We start from the raw sequence: 17,859 nt of genomic DNA, 5'->3' as shown, positions 1-17,859 counted from the left end.
GCCGGAGCTGAAGTCAGGCCAGCTGCTCGTAGCGCATGAGGGTGGCCGTCCCCAGTCCGCCGGCGCCGCTGATCATCGCCAGGGCCAGGTTTCCCCGCCTTGCTGCCCGGCGCGCCTGGGCGAGCAGCCGCACCGCCAGCACTGCCCCCGACGCGCCGTACGCGTGACCCAACGCCAGTGCGCCGCCGTCGGCGTTGACCCGGCGGGAGTCGATGTCCAGCGCGTCAAGGCAGGCCAGGGTCTGCGACGCAAACGCCTCGTTGAACTCCACAAGTCCCAGGCTGTCCGGAGCCACCCCCTGCAGCGACAAGAGCTGCTGCGCCGCCTCGGCCGCTCCCACTCCCAGCACCTCGGGTTCCACACCCGCCGTGCGGGTGCCGAGGACCAGGAGCGCGTCCACGGCGCCGAGGTCACGGGCACGCTCCAGCGACGTGATGACGACAGCGGCGGCCGCGTCTGCGTCAAAACATGAGTTCCCCGCGGTCACGGTGCCGCCGGCGGCGAAGGCGGCGGGGAACCGTCGCATTACGGGGGCGCTCAGGCCCCGGCGCGGCCCGTCATCAGCAGTCACGGTGCCCCCGGGCACCGACAGCGGAACCGTTTCGGCGGCAAAGCGGCCCGCCGCCGCGGCAGCAAGTGCTTTGCGGTGGCTGCCCAGCGCGAATTCATCCTGCCGCAAGCGAGAGATACCGAACCGCCGCGCAACGGTCTCCGCCGCCGCACCCATGTCCGGATCGCCGAAGCGCTCCGGCACGAACTGCGCGCGGGCATAGAAGTCCGCGCCGCCGTCGTCCGTCCGGTGGGCACGCAGCGGTGCCGTGCTGGTGCTCTCCACTCCCCCGGCCAGGTACAGCGGACTGCCGCCGGCAGCCACCAGCTGCGAGGCAAGCGCGATGGCGTCCAGCCCGGAACCGCACTGCCGGTCCACGGTGATCCCCGGGACGCTGACTGGCAGGCCGGCTTCCAGGAGGGCCAGGCGGGCCACGTTGCCGCCGGCTCCCACTGCGTTGCCCACCACGACGTCGGTGACGTCAGCGGGTTCAACGTTGGATTCGGTGAGGAGCGCCCTGAGGACCGGGGCCAGCAACTGGTGTGCGCGCAGCGCCCGGAGTGCCCCGTTGACTCGGCAAACAGGAGTCCGCCGCGCCGCGATGATGACCGGCTGCCGGTCCGGCGGCAGCAGCTCAGCCCGCAAGGTTCCGCACCCGCGGGTCCCGGGTGGCGATCCAGTCCAGCAGCAGGTTGCGGCTGACCTTTCCGCGGTCCGTGACGGGCAGTTCGGCGAGGATGAAGTACTGCAGGGGCCGTTTGTCGCGGGCCAGGATGTCCTCCAGGCCGGCCCGCAGCTGCGTCGCGGTGATGCCGCCGTGGGAGGGCACGACGCCGGCCACCACCTTCTGCCCGCGCAGGTCGTCCGGCATGCCGGCAGCGATCGCGGCTGAGACGCCCGGCACGGCGGAAAGGGCCAGTTCCACCTCGTGCGGGTACACGTTCCGGCCCGCCGTGAGGATCATGTCCGCGCGGCGCCCCAGGATATGGAGCCCGTCCGGTCCCAGGTAGCCCTGGTCGCCAACGGTGTACCAGCCGTCGAAGCAGCGCAGCGCCTGGCCGTCGTCGCCCCACAGGTAGCCGTCGCTGACCATGCCGCTGCGGACACAGATGTTGCCGTACCCGCCGTCGGGGACGGGCCGTCCGGCGTCGTCCCGAATGCTGACCTCCGCACCCGGGAACGGGCGGCCAATGCAGGTGCTGCCGACGGCGGGCGGCCGCCCGGCGCCCAGGCCGGCACCGGACACGAAGCTCAGTTCCGAGGCGCCGTAGTACTCGTAGATGGTGGCGTTGGGCGCCCAGCGGCGGGCGGCCTCCAACGTCCGGGCGTCCAGCTTTGATCCTGCGCAGATGATGCTGCGGATCCCTGAAGCATCCACGCAGCCGGTCAGGCCGCGCTCGCTGAGCATGCGCAGCATGGTGGGCACGAGCACCAGCCGGGTGACGTGGTCGTGGGTGATGGCCGCGTGGACGTCGCCGACGTCGAACTGTTCCAGGGTCTGGAATTCGGAGCCGGCGTAGAGGCACTCGGCCAGGGCGTAGAGGTTGAGGCTGGCCGCCAGCGGTCCGACGGCCAGGGTGACGTCGTCCTGCCGCAGGCCAAAGAATTCGATGGAGGCATCGAAGGACTGCTGCCAGGATCTGCGGGACCGGGTGAACGCCTTGGGCACTGACGTGGTGCCGGACGTCAGGCCGATCAGGAACGGTGAGCCGGGCGGGCCGTCTACGAGGCCGTCCTCGGCGGCGACAGCCGCCGCCCGGGCAGTGGCAGCCACCCGGCCGGCAATGTCGTCCTGCAGGTGTGCGGGCCAGGCGGGGTCCAGGACAGCGCATTGGCGTTGGCCAGACACCGCGGCGGCGAACTTCACCGCGAAACCGGTCGAGTTGGTTTCGCACAGCGTGGTCACGGAAGGGGTGTGCGGCACCAGCGCCGCGGCCTGGTCCCTCAGGTCTGCCCAGGAAAGGCGGCTGCCGGCCACGGCCACCGCAGTGTCGTCCGGACGGTCGTCGGCCCAGCGCTGGATTCGGTCGAGGAAAGGCATCGGATCAACTTTACCGGCGCCCCTGATTGCGCGGCCGTTCCGCGGGTATTGTGACGATATGAGTTTCAACGACAACGTGCAGCTTGACCCGTCGCAGGTCCAGGACCGGCGCGGCATGGGCACCGGCGTGAAGGTTGGCGGCGGAATCGGCGGCGGCCTGGTGCTGCTCGTTGCGCTGCTGCTGGGCATCAATCCCAACCTCCTGGGCGGGCTGACAGACGGCGGAGGCGGCGGCGGGCAGGCGCAGGGCACCGCACCGGCCTGCAGCACCGGCGCCGACGCCGATGCCCGTCTGGACTGCAGGATCACGGGCACGGTCAACAGCCTGAACGCGTTCTGGCCCGGCTACCTCCAGCAGTACAACGTCCAGTACCCGCGGCCGGAAGCCGTGATCTTCACCGGCGGCACCAACACCGGGTGCGGCGCTGCGACCTCCGAGGTGGGACCGTTCTACTGCCCCACGGACACCACTGCCTACTTCGATCCCGGTTTCTTCCAGGAACTGGTGGACCGGTTCGGTTCCTCCGGCGGTCCGCTGGCGCAGGAGTATGTGGTGGCACACGAGTTCGGGCACCACATCCAGAATGTCCTGGGTGACCTGGGCCGGGCCCAGCAGGATCCGCAGGGCCCGGAGTCCGGGTCCGTCCGCACCGAGCTCCAGGCGGACTGCTATGCCGGGCTGTGGGCCAAGTACGCGTCCACCACGGCAAATCCGGACACCGGCCAGCCGTATCTGGAGCCGCTGACCCAGCAGGACCTCAGTGACGCGCTGTCGGCGGCCGCGTCTGTGGGTGATGACAGGATCCAGAAGGCGGCCACCGGACGGGTGTCCCCGGAGGGCTGGACGCACGGCTCCAGCGAGGAACGCCAGCGCTGGTTCTCCCGCGGCTACGAGTCCGGCGACATCAACCAGTGCGACACCTTCTCGGCCGCCACTCTCTAACCCATCACCTGACCCCATCGATTGCTCCGTAAGCGCCCTTATGGCGCCCCAAAGCGGCGCTTACGTGGGCCCACGCCGGTAGGGTTCCCTGGCCGAGCTTGCGAGGCTAGGGGGCCGGTGGGGAGCAATCGATGAGGGAACGACGACGGCGGGTCACCTTTCGTGCGAAAGGTGACCCGCCGTCGTCGTACTTGTTCAGATGTTGAAGCCCAGGGCCCGCATCTGGTCCTTGCCGTCGTCGGTGATCCGTTCGGGACCCCATGGCGGCATCCAGACCCAGTTCAGGCGCCAGTCGTCCACGACGCCGTCCAGCGCCTGGCCCACCTGCTCCTCGAGGACATCGGTGAGCGGGCAGGCGGCGGTGGTGAGCGTCATGTCGATCAGGAGCGCGCCGTCGTCGTCGGAGTACTTCAGGCCGTACAGCAGCCCGAGGTCCACCACGTTGACCCCAAGCTCGGGGTCGATGACGTCCTTGAGCGCCTCTTCGACGTCCTCCAGGGCCGTGCGGCCCGGCGTGATTTCGGTCATCGCAAAGTCCTTACTAGGCCTGTGCTGCTGCGGGGGCAGCAGCGGCGCCGGCACCCTTGGCGTAGCGGTCGTAACCTTCTTCTTCCAGGCGGTCGGCAAGTTCCGGGCCGCCCTCTTCGACAACCTGGCCGTCAACGAACACGTGGACGAAGTCAGGCTTGATGTAGCGCAGGATACGCGTGTAGTGCGTGATGAGCAGGGTGCCCATGTTGCCCTCGGCGTGTGCCCGGTTGACGCCCTCGGACACGATCTTGAGCGCGTCAACGTCCAGGCCGGAGTCGGTCTCGTCGAGGACGGCGAACTTCGGCTTGAAGAGTTCGAGCTGGAGGATCTCGACGCGCTTCTTCTCGCCGCCGGAGAAGCCCTCGTTGACGTTACGCTGCGCGAAGTCGGCGTCGATGCGCAGCTGCTCCATGGCGTCCTTGACGTCCTTGGTCCAGGTACGCAGCTTGGGTGCTTCGCCGTCGATGGCGGTCTTTGCGGTGCGGAGGAAGTTGGTCATGGTCACACCGGGAACCTCCACCGGGTACTGCATGGCCAGGAAGACACCGGCGCGGGCGCGCTCGTCGACGCTCATTTCGAGGACGTCTTCGCCGTCCAGGGTGATGGAGCCGCTGGTGACGGTGTAGCGGGGGTGCCCGGCGATGGTGGAGGCCAGGGTGGACTTGCCGGAACCGTTGGGGCCCATGATGGCGTGGGTTTCACCGGTGCGGATGGTGAGGCTGACGCCCTTCAGGATCTCCTTGGTGCCCTGCTCCGTCTCAATGCTGACGTGCAGGTCCTTGATCTCAAGAGTAGACATGCTCTTCTTTCTGTGTTCGTTCGTAAGTCTGTGCTGCCGGGCGCTCAGTTGACTGAGGCGCCGTTCAAAACGTTGGTGACATCCACGTAGACGTCGTCGCCGTCGAGCTCGACGGCGAACACCGGGACGGGGTCGTAGGCGGGAAGCTGGAGCGGCTGGCCGCTGCGCAGGTCGAACTGGGAGCCGTGGCCCCAGCATTCGATGGCGCAGCCTTCAACGTCGCCTTCGGAGAGCGAGATGTCGGCGTGCGAGCAGGTGTCACCGATGGCGTGGATATCACCCATCGAATCCCTGACGACGGCCACGGGGTAGTCGTCGATCAGGATGCGCAGCGCCTGCTTGACCTGGATGTCATTGGCGCTGCACACCAGTTCGCCCTTGGGCTTTGCACTCATGCGTTCCTGCCTGCCTGTCTGTGTGTTGTCAGTTGTCCGTAGCCGCGAGTTCGCGTTCCACAGCCTCGGTCAGGCGCTCTTCGAGGGCCGGGACCTTGATCTGCTGGATGATCTCGTTGAGGAAGCCGCGGACCACCAGGCGGCGGGCAACGTCCTCGGGGATGCCGCGGGCCATCAGGTAGAACAGGTGCTCGTCGTCGAAACGGCCGGTGGCGCTGGCGTGGCCTGCACCCTCGATGAGGCCGGTTTCGATTTCGAGGTTGGGCACGGAGTCCGCACGGCAGCCGTCGGTCAGGACCAGGTTCTGGTTCTTTTCGTAGGAGTCGGTCCCCTCGGCCTGCTTCTGGATCAGGACATCGCCCACCCAGACGGTGTGCGCACCCTTGCCCTGCAGCGCGCCCTTGTAGAGGACGTTGGACTTGCAGTTGGGAACGTTGTGGTCAACGAAGGAGCGGTGCTCCAGGTGCTGCCCGGCGTCGGCGAAGTAGAGGCCCAGGAGCTCTGCGTCCGCGCCTTCGCCGGCGAAGCGGACGTTGGAGTTGAGGCGGACGATCTTGCCGCCGAGCGTCACGGCGATGTGCTTGTAGACGGCATCCTTGGCCACTTCGGCGTCGTGCTGGGCCAGGTGGCGGGCATCGTCTTCCCACAGCTGGACGGAGACCACGGTCAGCTGGGCGCCTTCGCGGACGAAGACCTCGACGTTGCCGTTGTGGTCCGCCGCGCCCTCGTGCTCCAGGATCACCACGGCGCGGCTGTTCTCGCCGGCCTCGATGACGTGGTGGGTGTTGGTGCGGCGGCCTGCGCCGCTGCCGGTCAGGACCACGCGGACGGGCTGGTCCAGTTCGGCGTTCGCGGGGATGCGGATGTGCTGGGCTTCGTCGACGTTCGCGGAAGCGACGACGGCGGCGCGGTCCGCCGGCACCAGCGTGGCGCCGCGGGGGGCTTCGCCGGCACGCAGGCTGCCTTGCGCCACGGTGTCCGGGGCTTCCACGCTGACGGCGAGGGCGCCGGCATCGGTGGGTGCGTCGGCGAGCAGGTTGGCCAGTTCCCGGACGGGCGTGAAGCGCCATTCCTCTTCCCGGCCGTTGGGCAGGGCGAAGTCGGCGACGTCGTGGCTGGTAAGGCGCTCCGCGCGGGAAGCCATGACCTGCGTGCCGTGGCTGTGGTGGCGGTCAACCTTGGAGGCGACGAGGTGCTCGCCCTCCTCGGTGAAACCGGCGATCGACGGCGCGCCGATGCGGGCCTTTTCGGTAGTTGCTTCGGCAGTCATTAACCGACGGATCCTTCCATCTGGAGTTCGATGAGGCGGTTCAGCTCAAGGGCGTATTCCATGGGGAGTTCGCGGGCGATCGGCTCGATGAAGCCGCGCACGATCATGGCCATGGCCTCGTCCTCGGGCATGCCGCGGGACATGAGGTAGAAGAGCTGTTCCTCGCTGACGCGGGAAACCGTTGCCTCGTGACCCAGCTGCACATCGTCCTCGCGGATGTCGATGTACGGGTAGGTGTCGGACCGCGAAATCGTGTCCACCAGCAGGGCGTCGCAACGGACGGTGTTGGCGGAGTGCTTGGCACCTTCACGGACCTGTACCAGGCCGCGGTAGGCTGCACGGCCGCCGCCGCGGGCCACCGACTTGGAGATGATGGAGCTCTTGGTGTTGGGCGCGATGTGGACCATCTTGGAGCCGGTGTCCTGGTGCTGGCCTTCGCCGGCGAACGCGATGGACAGGGTCTCACCCTTGGCGTGCTCGCCCACCAGGTAGACGGCCGGGTACTTCATGGTCACCTTGGAGCCGATGTTGCCGTCCACCCATTCCATGGTGCCGCCGGCTTCGCAGACAGCGCGCTTGGTGACCAGGTTGTAGACGTTGTTCGACCAGTTCTGGATGGTGGTGTAGCGGACGCGGGCGCCCTTCTTGACGATGATTTCCACCACGGCCGAGTGCAGGGAGTCCGACGTGTAGATCGGAGCCGTGCAGCCTTCGATGTAGTGGACGTAGGAGTCCTCGTCGGCGATGATCAGGGTCCGCTCAAACTGGCCCATGTTCTCGGTGTTGATGCGGAAGTAGGCCTGCAGCGGGATGTCGACGTGCACGCCCTTGGGGACGTAGACGAACGATCCGCCGGACCAGACTGCCGTGTTCAGCGACGCGAACTTGTTGTCGCCGACGGGGATCACGGTGCCGAAGTACTCCTGGAAGATTTCCGGGTGTTCCTTCAGCGCGGTGTCGGTGTCCAGGAAGATGACGCCCTGGGCCTCGAGGTCCTCGCGGATCTGGTGGTACACCACCTCGGACTCGTACTGGGCTGCCACGCCGGAGACGAGGCGGCTACGCTCGGCTTCCGGGATGCCCAGCTTCTCGTAGGTGTTCCGGATGTCCTCGGGCAGGTCTTCCCAGCTGGCGGCCTGCTTCTCGGTGGATCGGACAAAGTACTTGATGTTGTCAAAGTCGATGCCGGAGAGGTCTGCACCCCAAGTGGGCATGGGCTTGCGGTCGAAGTACTTCAGGCCCTTCAGGCGCAGGTCGAGCATCCACTCGGGCTCGCTCTTCTTCGCCGAGATGTCGCGGACTACTTCTTCGTCCAGCCCACGGCGGGCGTTGGCGCCGACGTCGTTCTTGTCAGCCCAGCCGTACTCGTAGTTGCCGATGCCGTGCAGCTCGGGATTCTTTTCCAGAATCTCCGAGATCACAGTGTTTTCGGCGACTGCTTTCTCTGATAGTTGGTCCGTCATCACGGCCTTTCTTGCAGATGGTTTGTTACTTCGTCCAGGCCGGCGGGGGCTGCCGAAGGCCTTGTGGGCCCCTGGGCAGACAGCCTGCCTGTAGGAATGTGGGTGGTGCAGACGTGTCCGCCGCGGGCCAGCGTGGAAAGCCGGCGAACGTCGACGCCGACCAGGCGGGAGAACACTTCGGTTTCCACGTCGCAGAACACCGGGAACCGGGCGGCGAGCTGCTGGATGGGGCAATGGCCCTGGCAGAGCTGCACGCTGGAGAGCGCGGCAGGGAGCGGGGCCTTCGCTTCGATGGACGCTGCGGACGCCACGAACTTGTCGCGGCTCAGGGCATCTGCCAGCGCCTTGGCGCGGTCGGCGATGTCCGGCCCGGCCTTGTCGATTTCCGGGGCATAGCGCCGCTCCATGTCCGCGAAGCGTTCGACGGCGAAAGCGCGGACGGCGTCCTGGCCCGCCACTTTCTGGAGCTGCTGGAGGGCGCGTGCGGCGATGTCCAAATAGTCGTTGCCCAGGCTTGACTGGCCCTCGGAGCTGAGGACGTAGCGGCGGGCGGGACGGCCTGCGCCGGCTCCCGGCCTGGCCACCTTTTTGACTTCAATGACGCCGGCGCGGGATAAATGGTCCAGGTGCCGGCGGACGGCTGCCGGAGTGAATCCCAGCATGTCGCCGAGTTCGGCGGCGCTGACGGGTCCGTGTTCCAGGACTGCTGACAGGACGCGGTCGCGCGTGCGCTCGTCAGCATCGGCCACAGGGCCGGGCGCCGCCTGGGCGCGCCCCTCCTGGGCCTGGACGGCCCCGTGCCCGGCGAAGGGCACAGCAGTAGCATTGCTCACTGAATACACAACACAATCATGTCGTAATTTAGTCCCGGGCTCCAGTAAGGGCAGGCTGACCTACCCCTGGCCTCCACCGCCGGGCCGGCCGGCCGTACTACATCACGTAGAATATTCGGGTGCGATCCCCCCTCTCCCCCGTCCTGTCCATCAATGGACTCGTCAAGGACGTCGGCCCCCTGGCGGGCCTGGACGGCAAAATGCTCCGGGTGGTCAGTGACGTTTCCCTGACCGCCGAACGCGGCCAGGTGACCGCGCTGCTGGGACCCAACGGAGCCGGAAAGACCACCACGCTTGAATGCGCCCAGGGCCTGCAGAAGCGCACCGGAGGCACCATCTCCCTGCTCGGCGCGGACCCCGCCACCGCCGGCGCCGGCCTGCGTTCCCGCGTCGGTGTGATGCTGCAGGACGGCGGCCTCCCGCCGTCGGCCAGGCCGCTGCCGCTGTTGAGGCATATCGCCGGACTGTACGCCGACCCCTGGCCCGTGGATGACCTTGTGGAACGGCTGGCCATCGACACCTTCAGCCGGACCGGCGTGCGCAGGCTGTCCGGCGGCCAGAAGCAGCGCCTTGCCCTCGCTGCGGCACTGGTGGGCCGGCCTGAGGTGCTGTTCCTGGACGAGCCCAGCGCGGGCCTGGACCCGCAGTCCCGCGCCCTGGTCTTCAACCTGATCACGGAGCTGCGTGACAGCGGCATGGGGATCATCCTGACCACGCACCTCATGGACGACGCGCAGCGGCTGGCGGACTACGTCTACATCATCGACGGCGGCCGGAACGTCGCCGAGGGAACCGTCCAGCAGCTCCTCGCACGGGAGCCGGGAGTGGACAGCGGCACAGGCAGCGGCGGGCACGTCCGGACGCTGGTCTTCGATGCCCGTCCCGGACTGGACCTGTCCGGCGTCCTTCCGGAGGGGGCCGTCGTCGTCGAAACACGCGCCGGGAGCTACTCGGTCACGGGCGTGCTCAGGCCGGGCCACCTGGCGGCGCTGGCTTCCTGGTGGGAGGCCAACGACGTCATGCCGGCCGCCATGAGCCTGCAGGCGCGTAGCCTTGAAGACGTCTTCCTGGACATTTCTGGAAAGGACATTCGATGAACGGGACTGCCGGAGCCGCTGCGGACAGCACGTCCGGAAGCAGCCTCGCGGGTGTTTCCGCGGGCCGGCAGCAGCCTGCGCCGCTGCTGCGCCGGGTCCTGCTGCAGGGCAGGTACGAGGCACTCACCATGCTGCGGAACGGCGAGCAGCTGATCCTGGCCGTGGTGCTTCCGCTCCTTGCCCTGGTGGGGCTTACCGTCACGCCGTTCCTGGACGGCCTGGGCTCCAGCCGCGTCAACGTGGCCGTGCCGGGCATCCTGGCGCTGTGCGCCATGTCCACCGCTTTCACCGGCCAGGGCATCGCCACCGGCTTCGACCGCCGCTACGGGGTGCTCCGTTTCCTGTCCACCACGCCCTTGGGCCGCGGCGGGCTGATCGCCGGAAAGGTGCTGTCCGTCATGGCGGTCCTGTGCCTGCAGGTTGCGGTGGTCTCGGCAGTGGCGGCGGCACTTGGCTGGCGGCCGGAGGCGGCAGGCTGGCTGCCCGGGCTGGTGCTGCTGTTCCTGGGCGCTGCGGCGTTCACCTCGCTGGGGCTGCTGGTCGCCGGTACGGTACGGCCCGAGGCGACACTGGCCATCACCAACCTGCTGTGGATCCTGCTGGGAGCCTTGGGGGGAATCGTGATTCCAGCTGACCGGCTGCCGGCCGCTGCGCAGTCCGTGGTGCATTTCCTGCCTTCCGGTGCGCTGGGCGAATCCCTGCGCACCGCGTTCCTTGGGGGTGCCCTGAACGGCGGCGCCGCCGTCATCCTGGTGCTCTGGACGGCAATCGCCGGGGCAGCAGCCATCCGTTGGTTCAAGTGGAATTGAGAAACTCGTGAGCACGGCTTCGCGCCTCCCCCAGATCACCGGCCGCCTGGCGGCGCGGCTGCCCCGCACCGTTGACGCCCGCGTCCGCCGCCTCGCGGTAGCCTCCTTGGTGGGCCAGACACTCCTGGTGGTCACCGGCGGGGCAGTGCGCCTGACGGCCTCGGGCCTTGGCTGCCCCACCTGGCCCCGCTGCACCGACACCTCGCTGGTCAACACGCCGGAGATGGGCATCCACGGCTTCATCGAGTTCGGCAACCGCCTCCTCACCTTCGCCCTGGCCGCCGTGGCCGCCCTCATGCTGGTGTACCTGTGGAACCTCCGCAAGGAACGCCGCGACCTGTTCCTCCTGGCCCTCGGCCTCCTGGCCAGCATCCCGACCCAGGCGGTGATCGGCGGCGTCACCGTCCTCACCGGCCTGAATCCTTGGGTGGTGGGCCTGCACTTCCTCGTGTCCATGGCCCTGGTTGTCTTTGCCACGCTGCTGGTCAACCGGGCCTTTGGGCGGACCGGACGGTTCCGCACTGCCGCGCTGCACCCGCTGCCCGGAGCCCTGCGCCCGGTGACGTCCGCCGTCGCGGTTTTTTCCGCCCTGGCCGTGATGCTCGGTGTGGTGGTCACCGGCGCCGGCCCCCACGCCGGCGACGCCGATGCCCCCCGGAACGGCCTCGACTGGGACCTGTTTTCCCACATCCATGCCGTGCCCGCCTACCTGGTGACAGCGGGCACGCTGGTGGCGCTGGCCCTGGTGCTGATGCGGCGCATTCCCGGCCCGTTCCGCACAGCAGTTTTTGCCCTCCTGGCGGTCACCGTCCTGCAGGCAGTCATCGGCTTCACCCAGTACTACAACGGCATTCCGGCCCCGCTGGTGGCGGCGCACATGCTGGGCGCGGCGCTCCTGATGGGCACTGCCACCAACGCCTGGGACCTGGCGAAGTCCAGTCCCGTGAAGTGAGCGGAGTAAGCAGCAGCTGCACTGACAGTCTGCGCGGCCCGCCGCGCACCAAGGCGCCCCGATCCATCAGGACCGGGGCGCCTTGCTCATGCCAGGGACGGGCGTCAGCGGGCTCCCACGTTGGCCTTTTTCACCGCTGCCTGTGCCGGGTCCAGGAATTCGATCCCGTCCCGCGCCACCAGGACAACGCGGGCAGTGGTGATGTCGTAGAACAGCCCCGTGGCCTGGACGTTGCCGGCTGCCAGTGCCGGCCCCACCACCGGGTGCTGGTCGAGCTTGGCAAGCTGAACCGCCACGTTGACCATGCCCAGCTGGTCCAGCCGGGAAAATCCGGCGGCCGCGGCGGCTTCCGCCACCGGGTGGCCGGCCATCAGTTCAAGGTAGCTGGGGCGGGCATGTTCCAGCCACGCGTCGAAGCCCTTGCCCAGGTCCTTGTTGCCCGCACCTTCGGCGTCGCAGATGACAGCCTTCATGGCGCCGCAGTTGGAGTGGCCGCAGACCACTACGGTGTCCACCTGCAGGGCTTTGACGGCAAAGGACAGCGCCGAGTCGATTGAGGCGTCCTGCCCGTCGTGGCAGACCACGTTGCCGATGTTGCGCAGGGTCAGGAGGTCACCGGGGCCGCTGCTGGTGATGAGGTTGGGATTAACCCTGGAGTCGACGCACGCGACGAACAGGGTGTCCGGGTTCTGCTGTTCGGCAAGGTCTTCCACGAGGGGGCGGACCTGGTCCGCGAAGCGCCGGTGGTATTTGCTGATGCCGGCCAGCACGCCGGGCAGTCGGCCTGGGCGAACGTCCTCCCCCGTGGCCCCGCCGGCGTTGCGGGAGGTGCGCGGCGGGAGCGGCAGTTCCCGGGCTTCCTGCCGCTGCGGAGCGCGGTGCTCAGCGTCGCGGAACAGCGTATTCCCGTACTCTTCCAGCTCCACCGAGCCGCCGGTGGCCGTGTACTGGTCCCGCCACGCCACCAGTGACTCCCGGAAGGCGTGGTCCACGTAATCCGCGTTGAGTTCAACCACCACGTCCTTGCCTTCAGGCACGGAGTGCAGCACCCGGTTCAGCCGCGGGAGGGCGAAGAAACTGCACGATCCGGCAATGGTGATGCGCCACGATGACGACGCCGGGACCGGCTCGTGCACGCGGATCGCCGTGCGCAGCACGCGCCACAGGACGCTGGCGGCGGCAAGCGCCAGCCCGATCAGGACCCCTTCCAGCAGGTTGAGGAAGACAACGCAGAGAAGGGTCACCACGTAGATCAGCAGGTCTCCGGTGCGCCTGCTGGTGCGGATGTCGGCGACCTTGATGAGCTTTCCACCGATGATCAACAGCAAACCGGCCAGGACGGAGAGCGGAATGAGCTGGATCAGGCCTGCAAAGAAGGCGGAAAAGGCGAGGACCCAGATGCCGTGCAGGATGGCCGAGGTCCGGGAGGCGGCTCCGGCCTCCACGTTCGTGGCACTGCGGACGATCACGCCGGTGACGGGGAGGCCGCCGAGCGCTCCGGAGACAATGTTGGCGGTGCCCTGCCCCATCAGTTCGCGGTTCAGGTTGGTGCGGGGACCGGAGTGCATCTTGTCCACGGCCACGGCAGACAGGAGCGATTCGATGCTGGCGATGAGCGCCATGGAGAGGATGGCGAAGGCCACGGCACGCCAGTTGCCGTCCGGCAGCTCGGGCAGGGCGACGGCATCCAGGATGGAACCCGAGAAGGAGATCCGCTCGACGCCCGGTGCGAACGGAACGGAGATGGCCGTGACGAGGGCTACAGCGGCCAGCGGGCCGGGTACTTTGCGGACTGCCGCGGGCAGGTGCTTCCAGGCGAGCAGGATGGCCACCACCGTCAGGCCCAGCAGTGCCGCATGCAGCTCGATGTTGGTGATGGAGGCGGGCAGGTTGGCCAGGTTCTCGACGGCCGATCCCGCAGGGCCTGATCCGAGCAGTACATGGATCTGCTGCACCATGATGGTGACGCCGATGCCGGCAAGCATGGCTTTGACGACGACGGGTGAGACGGCCAGCGCCGCCCGGCCCACCCGGCTGATGCCCAGCAGGAGCTGCACGACGCCGGCAGCGGCCGTGATGGCGCAGGTCGCCTGCCAGCCGAACTCCTGGACGAGGCCGGCCACGATCACGGTCAGGCCCGCTGCCGGCCCGCTGACCTGCAGTGCCGCGCCCCCGAGGCTGCCGGCGACTATGCCGCCTACGGCTGCAGCGATGAGCCCTGCCATGATCGGGGCTCCGGACGCGGCGGCAATTCCGATGGACAGCGGGAGCGCGACCAGGAAGACCACCAGGGAGGCAGGGACGTCGGCGCCGAGGTTGGAAAGGAACCGGCTGGATCCTTTCCGCGCGGCGCCGGGCGGGCTGTGGTTGGAGGCGGCAGAGGTGGAGGGGCCAGGCGTCATGGGATTTCCTTTGCTTTCGGGAAGGATCCACTCCACCGTAAGCAGTCCGTCACGCGTAATGACACTCAAAGTGACGGATATGACAAAACTTGTCACTGCATGCACAGCGCCGGAACAACGGGGGCGCGGGCATACGCCGGAGCCGGGGTGTACGCTTCAGCGCCCGCAGAGGACGCCCGTCAAATGATGTCTTCTAAATGCAGGAAGGCCCGGAGATGTCCGGGCCTTCCTGAGAAACGGTGCGGAGCCTAGCCTCCGATGACCGCCGGCCCCACGAAGGGGTCAACCGCCAAGGCAATGAACAGCAGGGTGAGGTAGCTGATGGAGCCGTGGAACACCTTCATGGCCCGCTTGTCCGGGATGTCCTCACGCTGCGCGCGGTTGTACAGCGCGTGCGATTCGTACAGGAACCACGCTCCCGCCAGTACAGCGGTGACGGTGTATACCCAGCCGGCGCCGCCGGCGGGAACCATGAGCAGGGAGCATGCCACCATGGCCCAGGCGTACAGCACCACTTGGACGGAGACCACCTTGGCCCCCGCAATGGCACCGAGCATCGGGACCTTGGCGTTGCGGTAGTCCTCGCCGTAGCGCATGGACAGCGGCCAGTAGTGCGGCGGCGTCCACAGGAAGATCACCATGAAGAGGATCAGTGCGGGCCATTCCACCGAATTGGTGACGGCTGCCCAGGCAATCAGCACCGGGAAGCAGCCGGCAGCCCCTCCCCACACGATGTTCTGGGCCGTGCGTCGCTTGAGGATGATCGTGTAGATGACCACGTAGAAGAAAATGGCACCCAGGCCAAGCCAGGCGGAGAGCGGGTTGGCGCCGAACCAGAGAATGGCGATGGCGGCGGCCCCCAGGAGCCATGAGAACACCAGGGCCTCGCGCGGCGTGACTTCGCCGGTAACCAGGGGCCGGTTCTCCGTACGGTGCATCAGCTTGTCGATGTCGCGGTCGATGTAGCAGTTGAAGGCACCGGCGCTGCCGGCCGCGAAAGCACCGCCCACCAGCGTGGCCAGGATCAGGCCAATCGACGGGAAGCCCCGTTCCGCATAGATCATGGTGGGCAGCGTGCTGACCAGCAGCAGTTCGATGACGCGGGGCTTGGTGAGGGCGAGATACGCCTTCGCCTTACGGGCAATCCCGGGGCGGGTGGCCCGGGAAGCGTTCAGCGGCGTATCTGTTGTGCTCACGGTGGCAGTCACCCGTTCTGTGTGGCAGTTGTATCTGGCATTGCAGCTGCGGGCGGCTAAATAGGTCCGCGCCCGGCATTGGCCTCCGAATATCATACCGTGCCGGCGCCCGCCCAAAGGCCCGCTGATATGCGCACTTGATCGCTCGCAGGCCGATTCGAGCAGATTAACTCATCCTCACTTCAGGCTGATTCACAAAAGGGGAAATTGCGTCCACAACGTGAGATTCCGGCCTCCCGGCCGATGGAATGGAGCTAAGCTGTCACCAGATCAGCACGCAGCAAGAAAGCGGTGGAAAACGCATTCCCACGCGGCTCGCGGCTGAGCGAGAGACCAACATTCGACGGCGACTGGTACACACCGCAGCGGGCGCCCAATTCCGTGCCTACAACCGGACCGGGTGTGCCGTGCGCCGTCAGCAAAGAGAGGGGCCCGGTTTTCGTGCCACATTTGGAAGAGCAAGAACTGTCCTGGACGAACCTGGACGAGCGTGCGGTGGATACCATTCGCGTGCTGGCCGCGGATGCCGTGGAGAAGGTGGGCAACGGACACCCCGGTACGGCGATGAGCCTGGCGCCGGCCGCGTACCTGCTGTTCCAGAAGCTGATGCGCCACGACCCGCGGGATCCGCAGTGGCTGGGCCGTGACCGGTTCATCCTGTCCCCCGGCCACACCTCGCTGACCCTGTACATCCAGCTGTTCCTCAACGGGTACGGGCTGGAGCTGAAGGATCTCGAGGCGCTGCGGACCTGGGGTTCGCTGACCCCGGGCCACCCCGAGTACAAGCACACCGCCGGTGTGGAGATCACCACCGGCCCGCTGGGCCAGGGCCTGGCGTCCTCGGTTGGCTTCGCCTACTCCCAGCGCCGCCAGCGCGGCCTGTTCGACGCCGATGCCGCACCGGGCACCAGCCCGTTCGACCACACCATCTGGGTCATCGCCTCCGACGGCGACCTGCAGGAAGGCGTCACCTCCGAGGCTTCCTCGCTGGCCGGCCACCAGGAGCTCGGCAACCTCGTGGTCATCTACGACGAGAACCACATCTCCATCGAGGATGACACCGACATCGCCTTCACCGAGGATGTCCTGAAGCGCTACGAAGCGTACGGCTGGCACACCCAGCGGGTGGACTGGACCAAGACCGGCGACTACAAGGAAGACGTGCAGGAGCTCTACTCCGCCCTGCGCGCCGCCAAGGCCGAGACCTCCAAGCCGTCCATCATTTCGCTGCGCACCATCATCGGCTACCCGGCACCGAAAAAGCAGAACACCGGCAAGATCCACGGCTCCGCCCTGGGCGCCGAAGAGGTCGCAGCCCTGAAAGAGGTGCTGGGCTTCGACCCCGCCAAGTCCTTCCAGGTCGACGACGAAGTCCTCGCCCACGCACGCTCCGTCGTGGACCGCGGCGCAGCAGCCCGCAAGGAATGGGAAGAGTCCTTCAACGCCTGGCAGGCCGCCAACCCGGAAGGCGCGGCCCTACTGCAGCGCATCGAGGCCAAGGAACTCCCTGAAGGCGTGGACGCCGCGCTGCCCGTCTTCCCGGCCGGCAAGGACGTGTCCACCCGCGCCGCGTCGGGCAAGGTCCTGAACGCCCTCGGCCCGGTCCTGCCCGAACTCTGGGGCGGCTCCGCCGACCTCGCGGAATCGAACAACACCACCATCGAAGGCTCGCCGTCGTTCGTTCCCGCGTCCAAGCAGACCGACGCCTGGTCCGGCAACCCGTACGGCCGCGTCCTGCACTTCGGCATCCGCGAGCACGCCGCCGCCTCGATCGTGAACGGCATCAGCCTGCACGGCAACACCCGCGCATTCTCCGGCACGTTCCTGATCTTCTCCGACTACCAGCGCCCGGCCATCCGCCTCGGCGCCCTGATGGGTGTCCCGTCCCTGTACGTCTGGACGCACGACTCCATCGGCCTCGGCGAAGACGGCCCCACCCACCAGCCGGTGGAACAGCTCGCATCGCTGCGCGCCATCGTAGGCCTGGACGTCGTCCGCCCCGGTGACCCCAACGAGGTCGCCGTCGCCTGGAGGACCATGCTGGAGAACCACTCCAACCCGGCCGGCATCGTCCTGACCCGCCAGAACATCCCCACCTGGGAACGCGGCGAAGGAGCAGCCGACGGCGACACGTTCGGTTCCGCAGCCGGCACCGCCAAGGGCGGCTACGTCCTCGCCGAAGCCTCCAAGGACGGCGCCACCGCACCGGCCGACGTCATCCTGATCGCCACCGGCTCCGAGGTGCAGCTGGCCGTCCAGGCCCGCGAAGCCCTGCAGGCCGAAGGCATCGCCGCCCGCGTCGTCTCCATGCCGTGCGTCGAGTGGTTCAACAAGCAGGACGCCGCCTACCGCGAGTCCGTGCTGCCCGCCGCAGTCAAGGCCCGCGTCTCCGTCGAGGCCGGCCTGGCCCTCGGCTGGAAGGAATTCGTCGGCGACGCCGGCCGTTCCATCAGCCTCGAACACTACGGCGCCTCAGCCGACTACAAGCGCCTCTTCCAGGAGTTCGGCATCACGGCGGAAGCAGTCACCGCCGCTGCCAAGGACTCCCTCGCAGGCCTGAACGCCTAACAACGATTTC

General features: G+C 67.7%; 15 protein-coding genes. 5 read left to right on the top strand and 10 right to left on the bottom strand.

Annotated features, from left to right (window positions below):
* Window positions 1–13 precede the first annotated feature (13 nt).
* Both AS031_RS06340 and AS031_RS06335 read right to left on the bottom strand, forming a co-directional pair.
* Window positions 14–1,195 (bottom strand): thiolase family protein, encoded by a 1,182-nt coding sequence (locus AS031_RS06340; protein WP_058267282.1) that lies wholly within the window; start codon window positions 1,193–1,195, stop codon window positions 14–16.
* On the bottom strand, window positions 1,185–2,591 hold the full coding sequence (locus AS031_RS06335) for a class I adenylate-forming enzyme family protein (RefSeq protein ID WP_058267281.1): 1,407 nt from the start codon (window positions 2,589–2,591) through the stop codon (window positions 1,185–1,187). Before AS031_RS06335 ends, AS031_RS06340 begins: the two co-directional genes overlap by 11 nt.
* A 58-nt stretch (window positions 2,592–2,649) precedes the next feature.
* Between AS031_RS06335 and ypfJ the strand changes: the two genes are divergently transcribed.
* Window positions 2,650–3,534, top strand: coding sequence for a KPN_02809 family neutral zinc metallopeptidase (gene ypfJ, locus AS031_RS06330; protein WP_058267280.1), 885 nt, complete (start codon window positions 2,650–2,652; stop codon window positions 3,532–3,534).
* A 195-nt stretch (window positions 3,535–3,729) separates the two neighbouring features.
* On the opposite strand, the gene AS031_RS06325 is transcribed toward ypfJ, so the two are convergent.
* Genes AS031_RS06325 through AS031_RS06300 form a run of 6 tightly spaced genes read right to left on the bottom strand, consistent with a single transcriptional unit; the run spans window position 3,730 to window position 8,834 of the window.
* On the bottom strand, window positions 3,730–4,062 hold the full coding sequence (locus tag AS031_RS06325) for a metal-sulfur cluster assembly factor (protein ID WP_058267279.1): 333 nt from the start codon (window positions 4,060–4,062) through the stop codon (window positions 3,730–3,732).
* A gap of 13 nt (window positions 4,063–4,075) precedes the next feature.
* Complete coding sequence (gene sufC / locus AS031_RS06320) at window positions 4,076–4,864, bottom strand: Fe-S cluster assembly ATPase SufC (RefSeq protein WP_058267278.1); 789 nt, start codon at window positions 4,862–4,864, stop codon at window positions 4,076–4,078.
* A 44-nt stretch (window positions 4,865–4,908) separates the two neighbouring features.
* The gene (locus AS031_RS06315; protein ID WP_058267277.1) at window positions 4,909–5,259 is read right to left on the bottom strand and encodes a non-heme iron oxygenase ferredoxin subunit; all 351 of its coding nucleotides are present in this window, start codon (window positions 5,257–5,259) and stop codon (window positions 4,909–4,911) included.
* Window positions 5,260–5,287: 28 nt separating this feature from the next.
* Window positions 5,288–6,529, bottom strand: a complete 1,242-nt coding sequence (sufD, locus tag AS031_RS06310) for a Fe-S cluster assembly protein SufD (protein WP_058267276.1) — start codon at window positions 6,527–6,529, stop codon at window positions 5,288–5,290.
* The gene (gene sufB / locus AS031_RS06305) at window positions 6,529–7,992 is read right to left on the bottom strand and encodes a Fe-S cluster assembly protein SufB (RefSeq protein ID WP_058267275.1); all 1,464 of its coding nucleotides are present in this window, start codon (window positions 7,990–7,992) and stop codon (window positions 6,529–6,531) included. The genes sufD and sufB overlap by 1 nt, the downstream gene beginning before the upstream one ends.
* Window positions 7,992–8,834 carry a helix-turn-helix transcriptional regulator gene (locus AS031_RS06300; protein WP_074446926.1) on the bottom strand — a complete coding sequence of 281 codons (843 nt, stop codon included), beginning with the start codon at window positions 8,832–8,834 and terminating at the stop codon, window positions 7,992–7,994. The genes sufB and AS031_RS06300 overlap by 1 nt, the downstream gene beginning before the upstream one ends.
* 110 nt (window positions 8,835–8,944) lie before the next feature.
* Between AS031_RS06300 and AS031_RS06295 the strand changes: the two genes are divergently transcribed.
* From AS031_RS06295 to AS031_RS06285, 3 genes are read left to right on the top strand one after another with little or no spacing between them, the layout of a single operon-like run.
* Entirely contained in the window at window positions 8,945–9,922 is a 978-nt protein-coding gene (locus AS031_RS06295; RefSeq protein WP_058267273.1) for an ABC transporter ATP-binding protein, read from the top strand.
* A complete protein-coding gene (locus AS031_RS06290; RefSeq protein ID WP_058267272.1) occupies window positions 9,919–10,731 on the top strand; it encodes an ABC transporter permease in 813 nt (270 codons plus the stop codon). The genes AS031_RS06295 and AS031_RS06290 overlap by 4 nt, the downstream gene beginning before the upstream one ends.
* 7 nt (window positions 10,732–10,738) lie before the next feature.
* Window positions 10,739–11,683 carry a COX15/CtaA family protein gene (locus AS031_RS06285; RefSeq protein ID WP_058267271.1) on the top strand — a complete coding sequence of 315 codons (945 nt, stop codon included), beginning with the start codon at window positions 10,739–10,741 and terminating at the stop codon, window positions 11,681–11,683.
* 104 nt (window positions 11,684–11,787) lie between these two features.
* On the opposite strand, the gene AS031_RS06280 is transcribed toward AS031_RS06285, so the two are convergent.
* Window positions 11,788–14,085 (bottom strand): SulP family inorganic anion transporter, encoded by a 2,298-nt coding sequence (locus tag AS031_RS06280; protein ID WP_058267270.1) that lies wholly within the window; start codon window positions 14,083–14,085, stop codon window positions 11,788–11,790.
* A 248-nt stretch (window positions 14,086–14,333) separates the two neighbouring features.
* On the bottom strand, window positions 14,334–15,293 hold the full coding sequence (locus AS031_RS06275; RefSeq protein WP_058267269.1) for a heme o synthase: 960 nt from the start codon (window positions 15,291–15,293) through the stop codon (window positions 14,334–14,336).
* 438 nt (window positions 15,294–15,731) lie between these two features.
* Between AS031_RS06275 and tkt the strand changes: the two genes are divergently transcribed.
* A complete protein-coding gene (gene tkt, locus AS031_RS06270; protein ID WP_058267268.1) occupies window positions 15,732–17,849 on the top strand; it encodes a transketolase in 2,118 nt (705 codons plus the stop codon).
* The last annotated feature ends 10 nt before the right edge of the window (window positions 17,850–17,859 follow it).

The organism is Pseudarthrobacter enclensis (assembly GCF_001457025.1).
Lineage (GTDB): Bacteria > Actinomycetota > Actinomycetes > Actinomycetales > Micrococcaceae > Arthrobacter > Arthrobacter enclensis.
Note: the sequence above shows the minus strand (reverse complement) of the source record. Positions and strands in the feature narration are given on the sequence as shown.

Bases quoted from the DNA above. Each gene is read 5' to 3' on its own strand.
- AS031_RS06335 (WP_058267281.1), bottom strand. From the start codon at position 2,591: ATGCCTTTCCTCGACCGAATCCAGCGCTGGGCCGACGACCGTCCGGAC.
- ypfJ (WP_058267280.1), top strand. From the start codon at position 2,650: ATGAGTTTCAACGACAACGTGCAGCTTGACCCGTCGCAGGTCCAGGAC.
- AS031_RS06325 (WP_058267279.1), bottom strand. From the start codon at position 4,062: ATGACCGAAATCACGCCGGGCCGCACGGCCCTGGAGGACGTCGAAGAG.
- sufC (WP_058267278.1), bottom strand. From the start codon at position 4,864: ATGTCTACTCTTGAGATCAAGGACCTGCACGTCAGCATTGAGACGGAG.
- AS031_RS06315 (WP_058267277.1), bottom strand. From the start codon at position 5,259: ATGAGTGCAAAGCCCAAGGGCGAACTGGTGTGCAGCGCCAATGACATC.
- sufD (WP_058267276.1), bottom strand. From the start codon at position 6,529: ATGACTGCCGAAGCAACTACCGAAAAGGCCCGCATCGGCGCGCCGTCG.
- sufB (WP_058267275.1), bottom strand. From the start codon at position 7,992: ATGACGGACCAACTATCAGAGAAAGCAGTCGCCGAAAACACTGTGATC.
- AS031_RS06290 (WP_058267272.1), top strand. From the start codon at position 9,919: ATGAACGGGACTGCCGGAGCCGCTGCGGACAGCACGTCCGGAAGCAGC.
- AS031_RS06280 (WP_058267270.1), bottom strand. From the start codon at position 14,085: ATGACGCCTGGCCCCTCCACCTCTGCCGCCTCCAACCACAGCCCGCCC.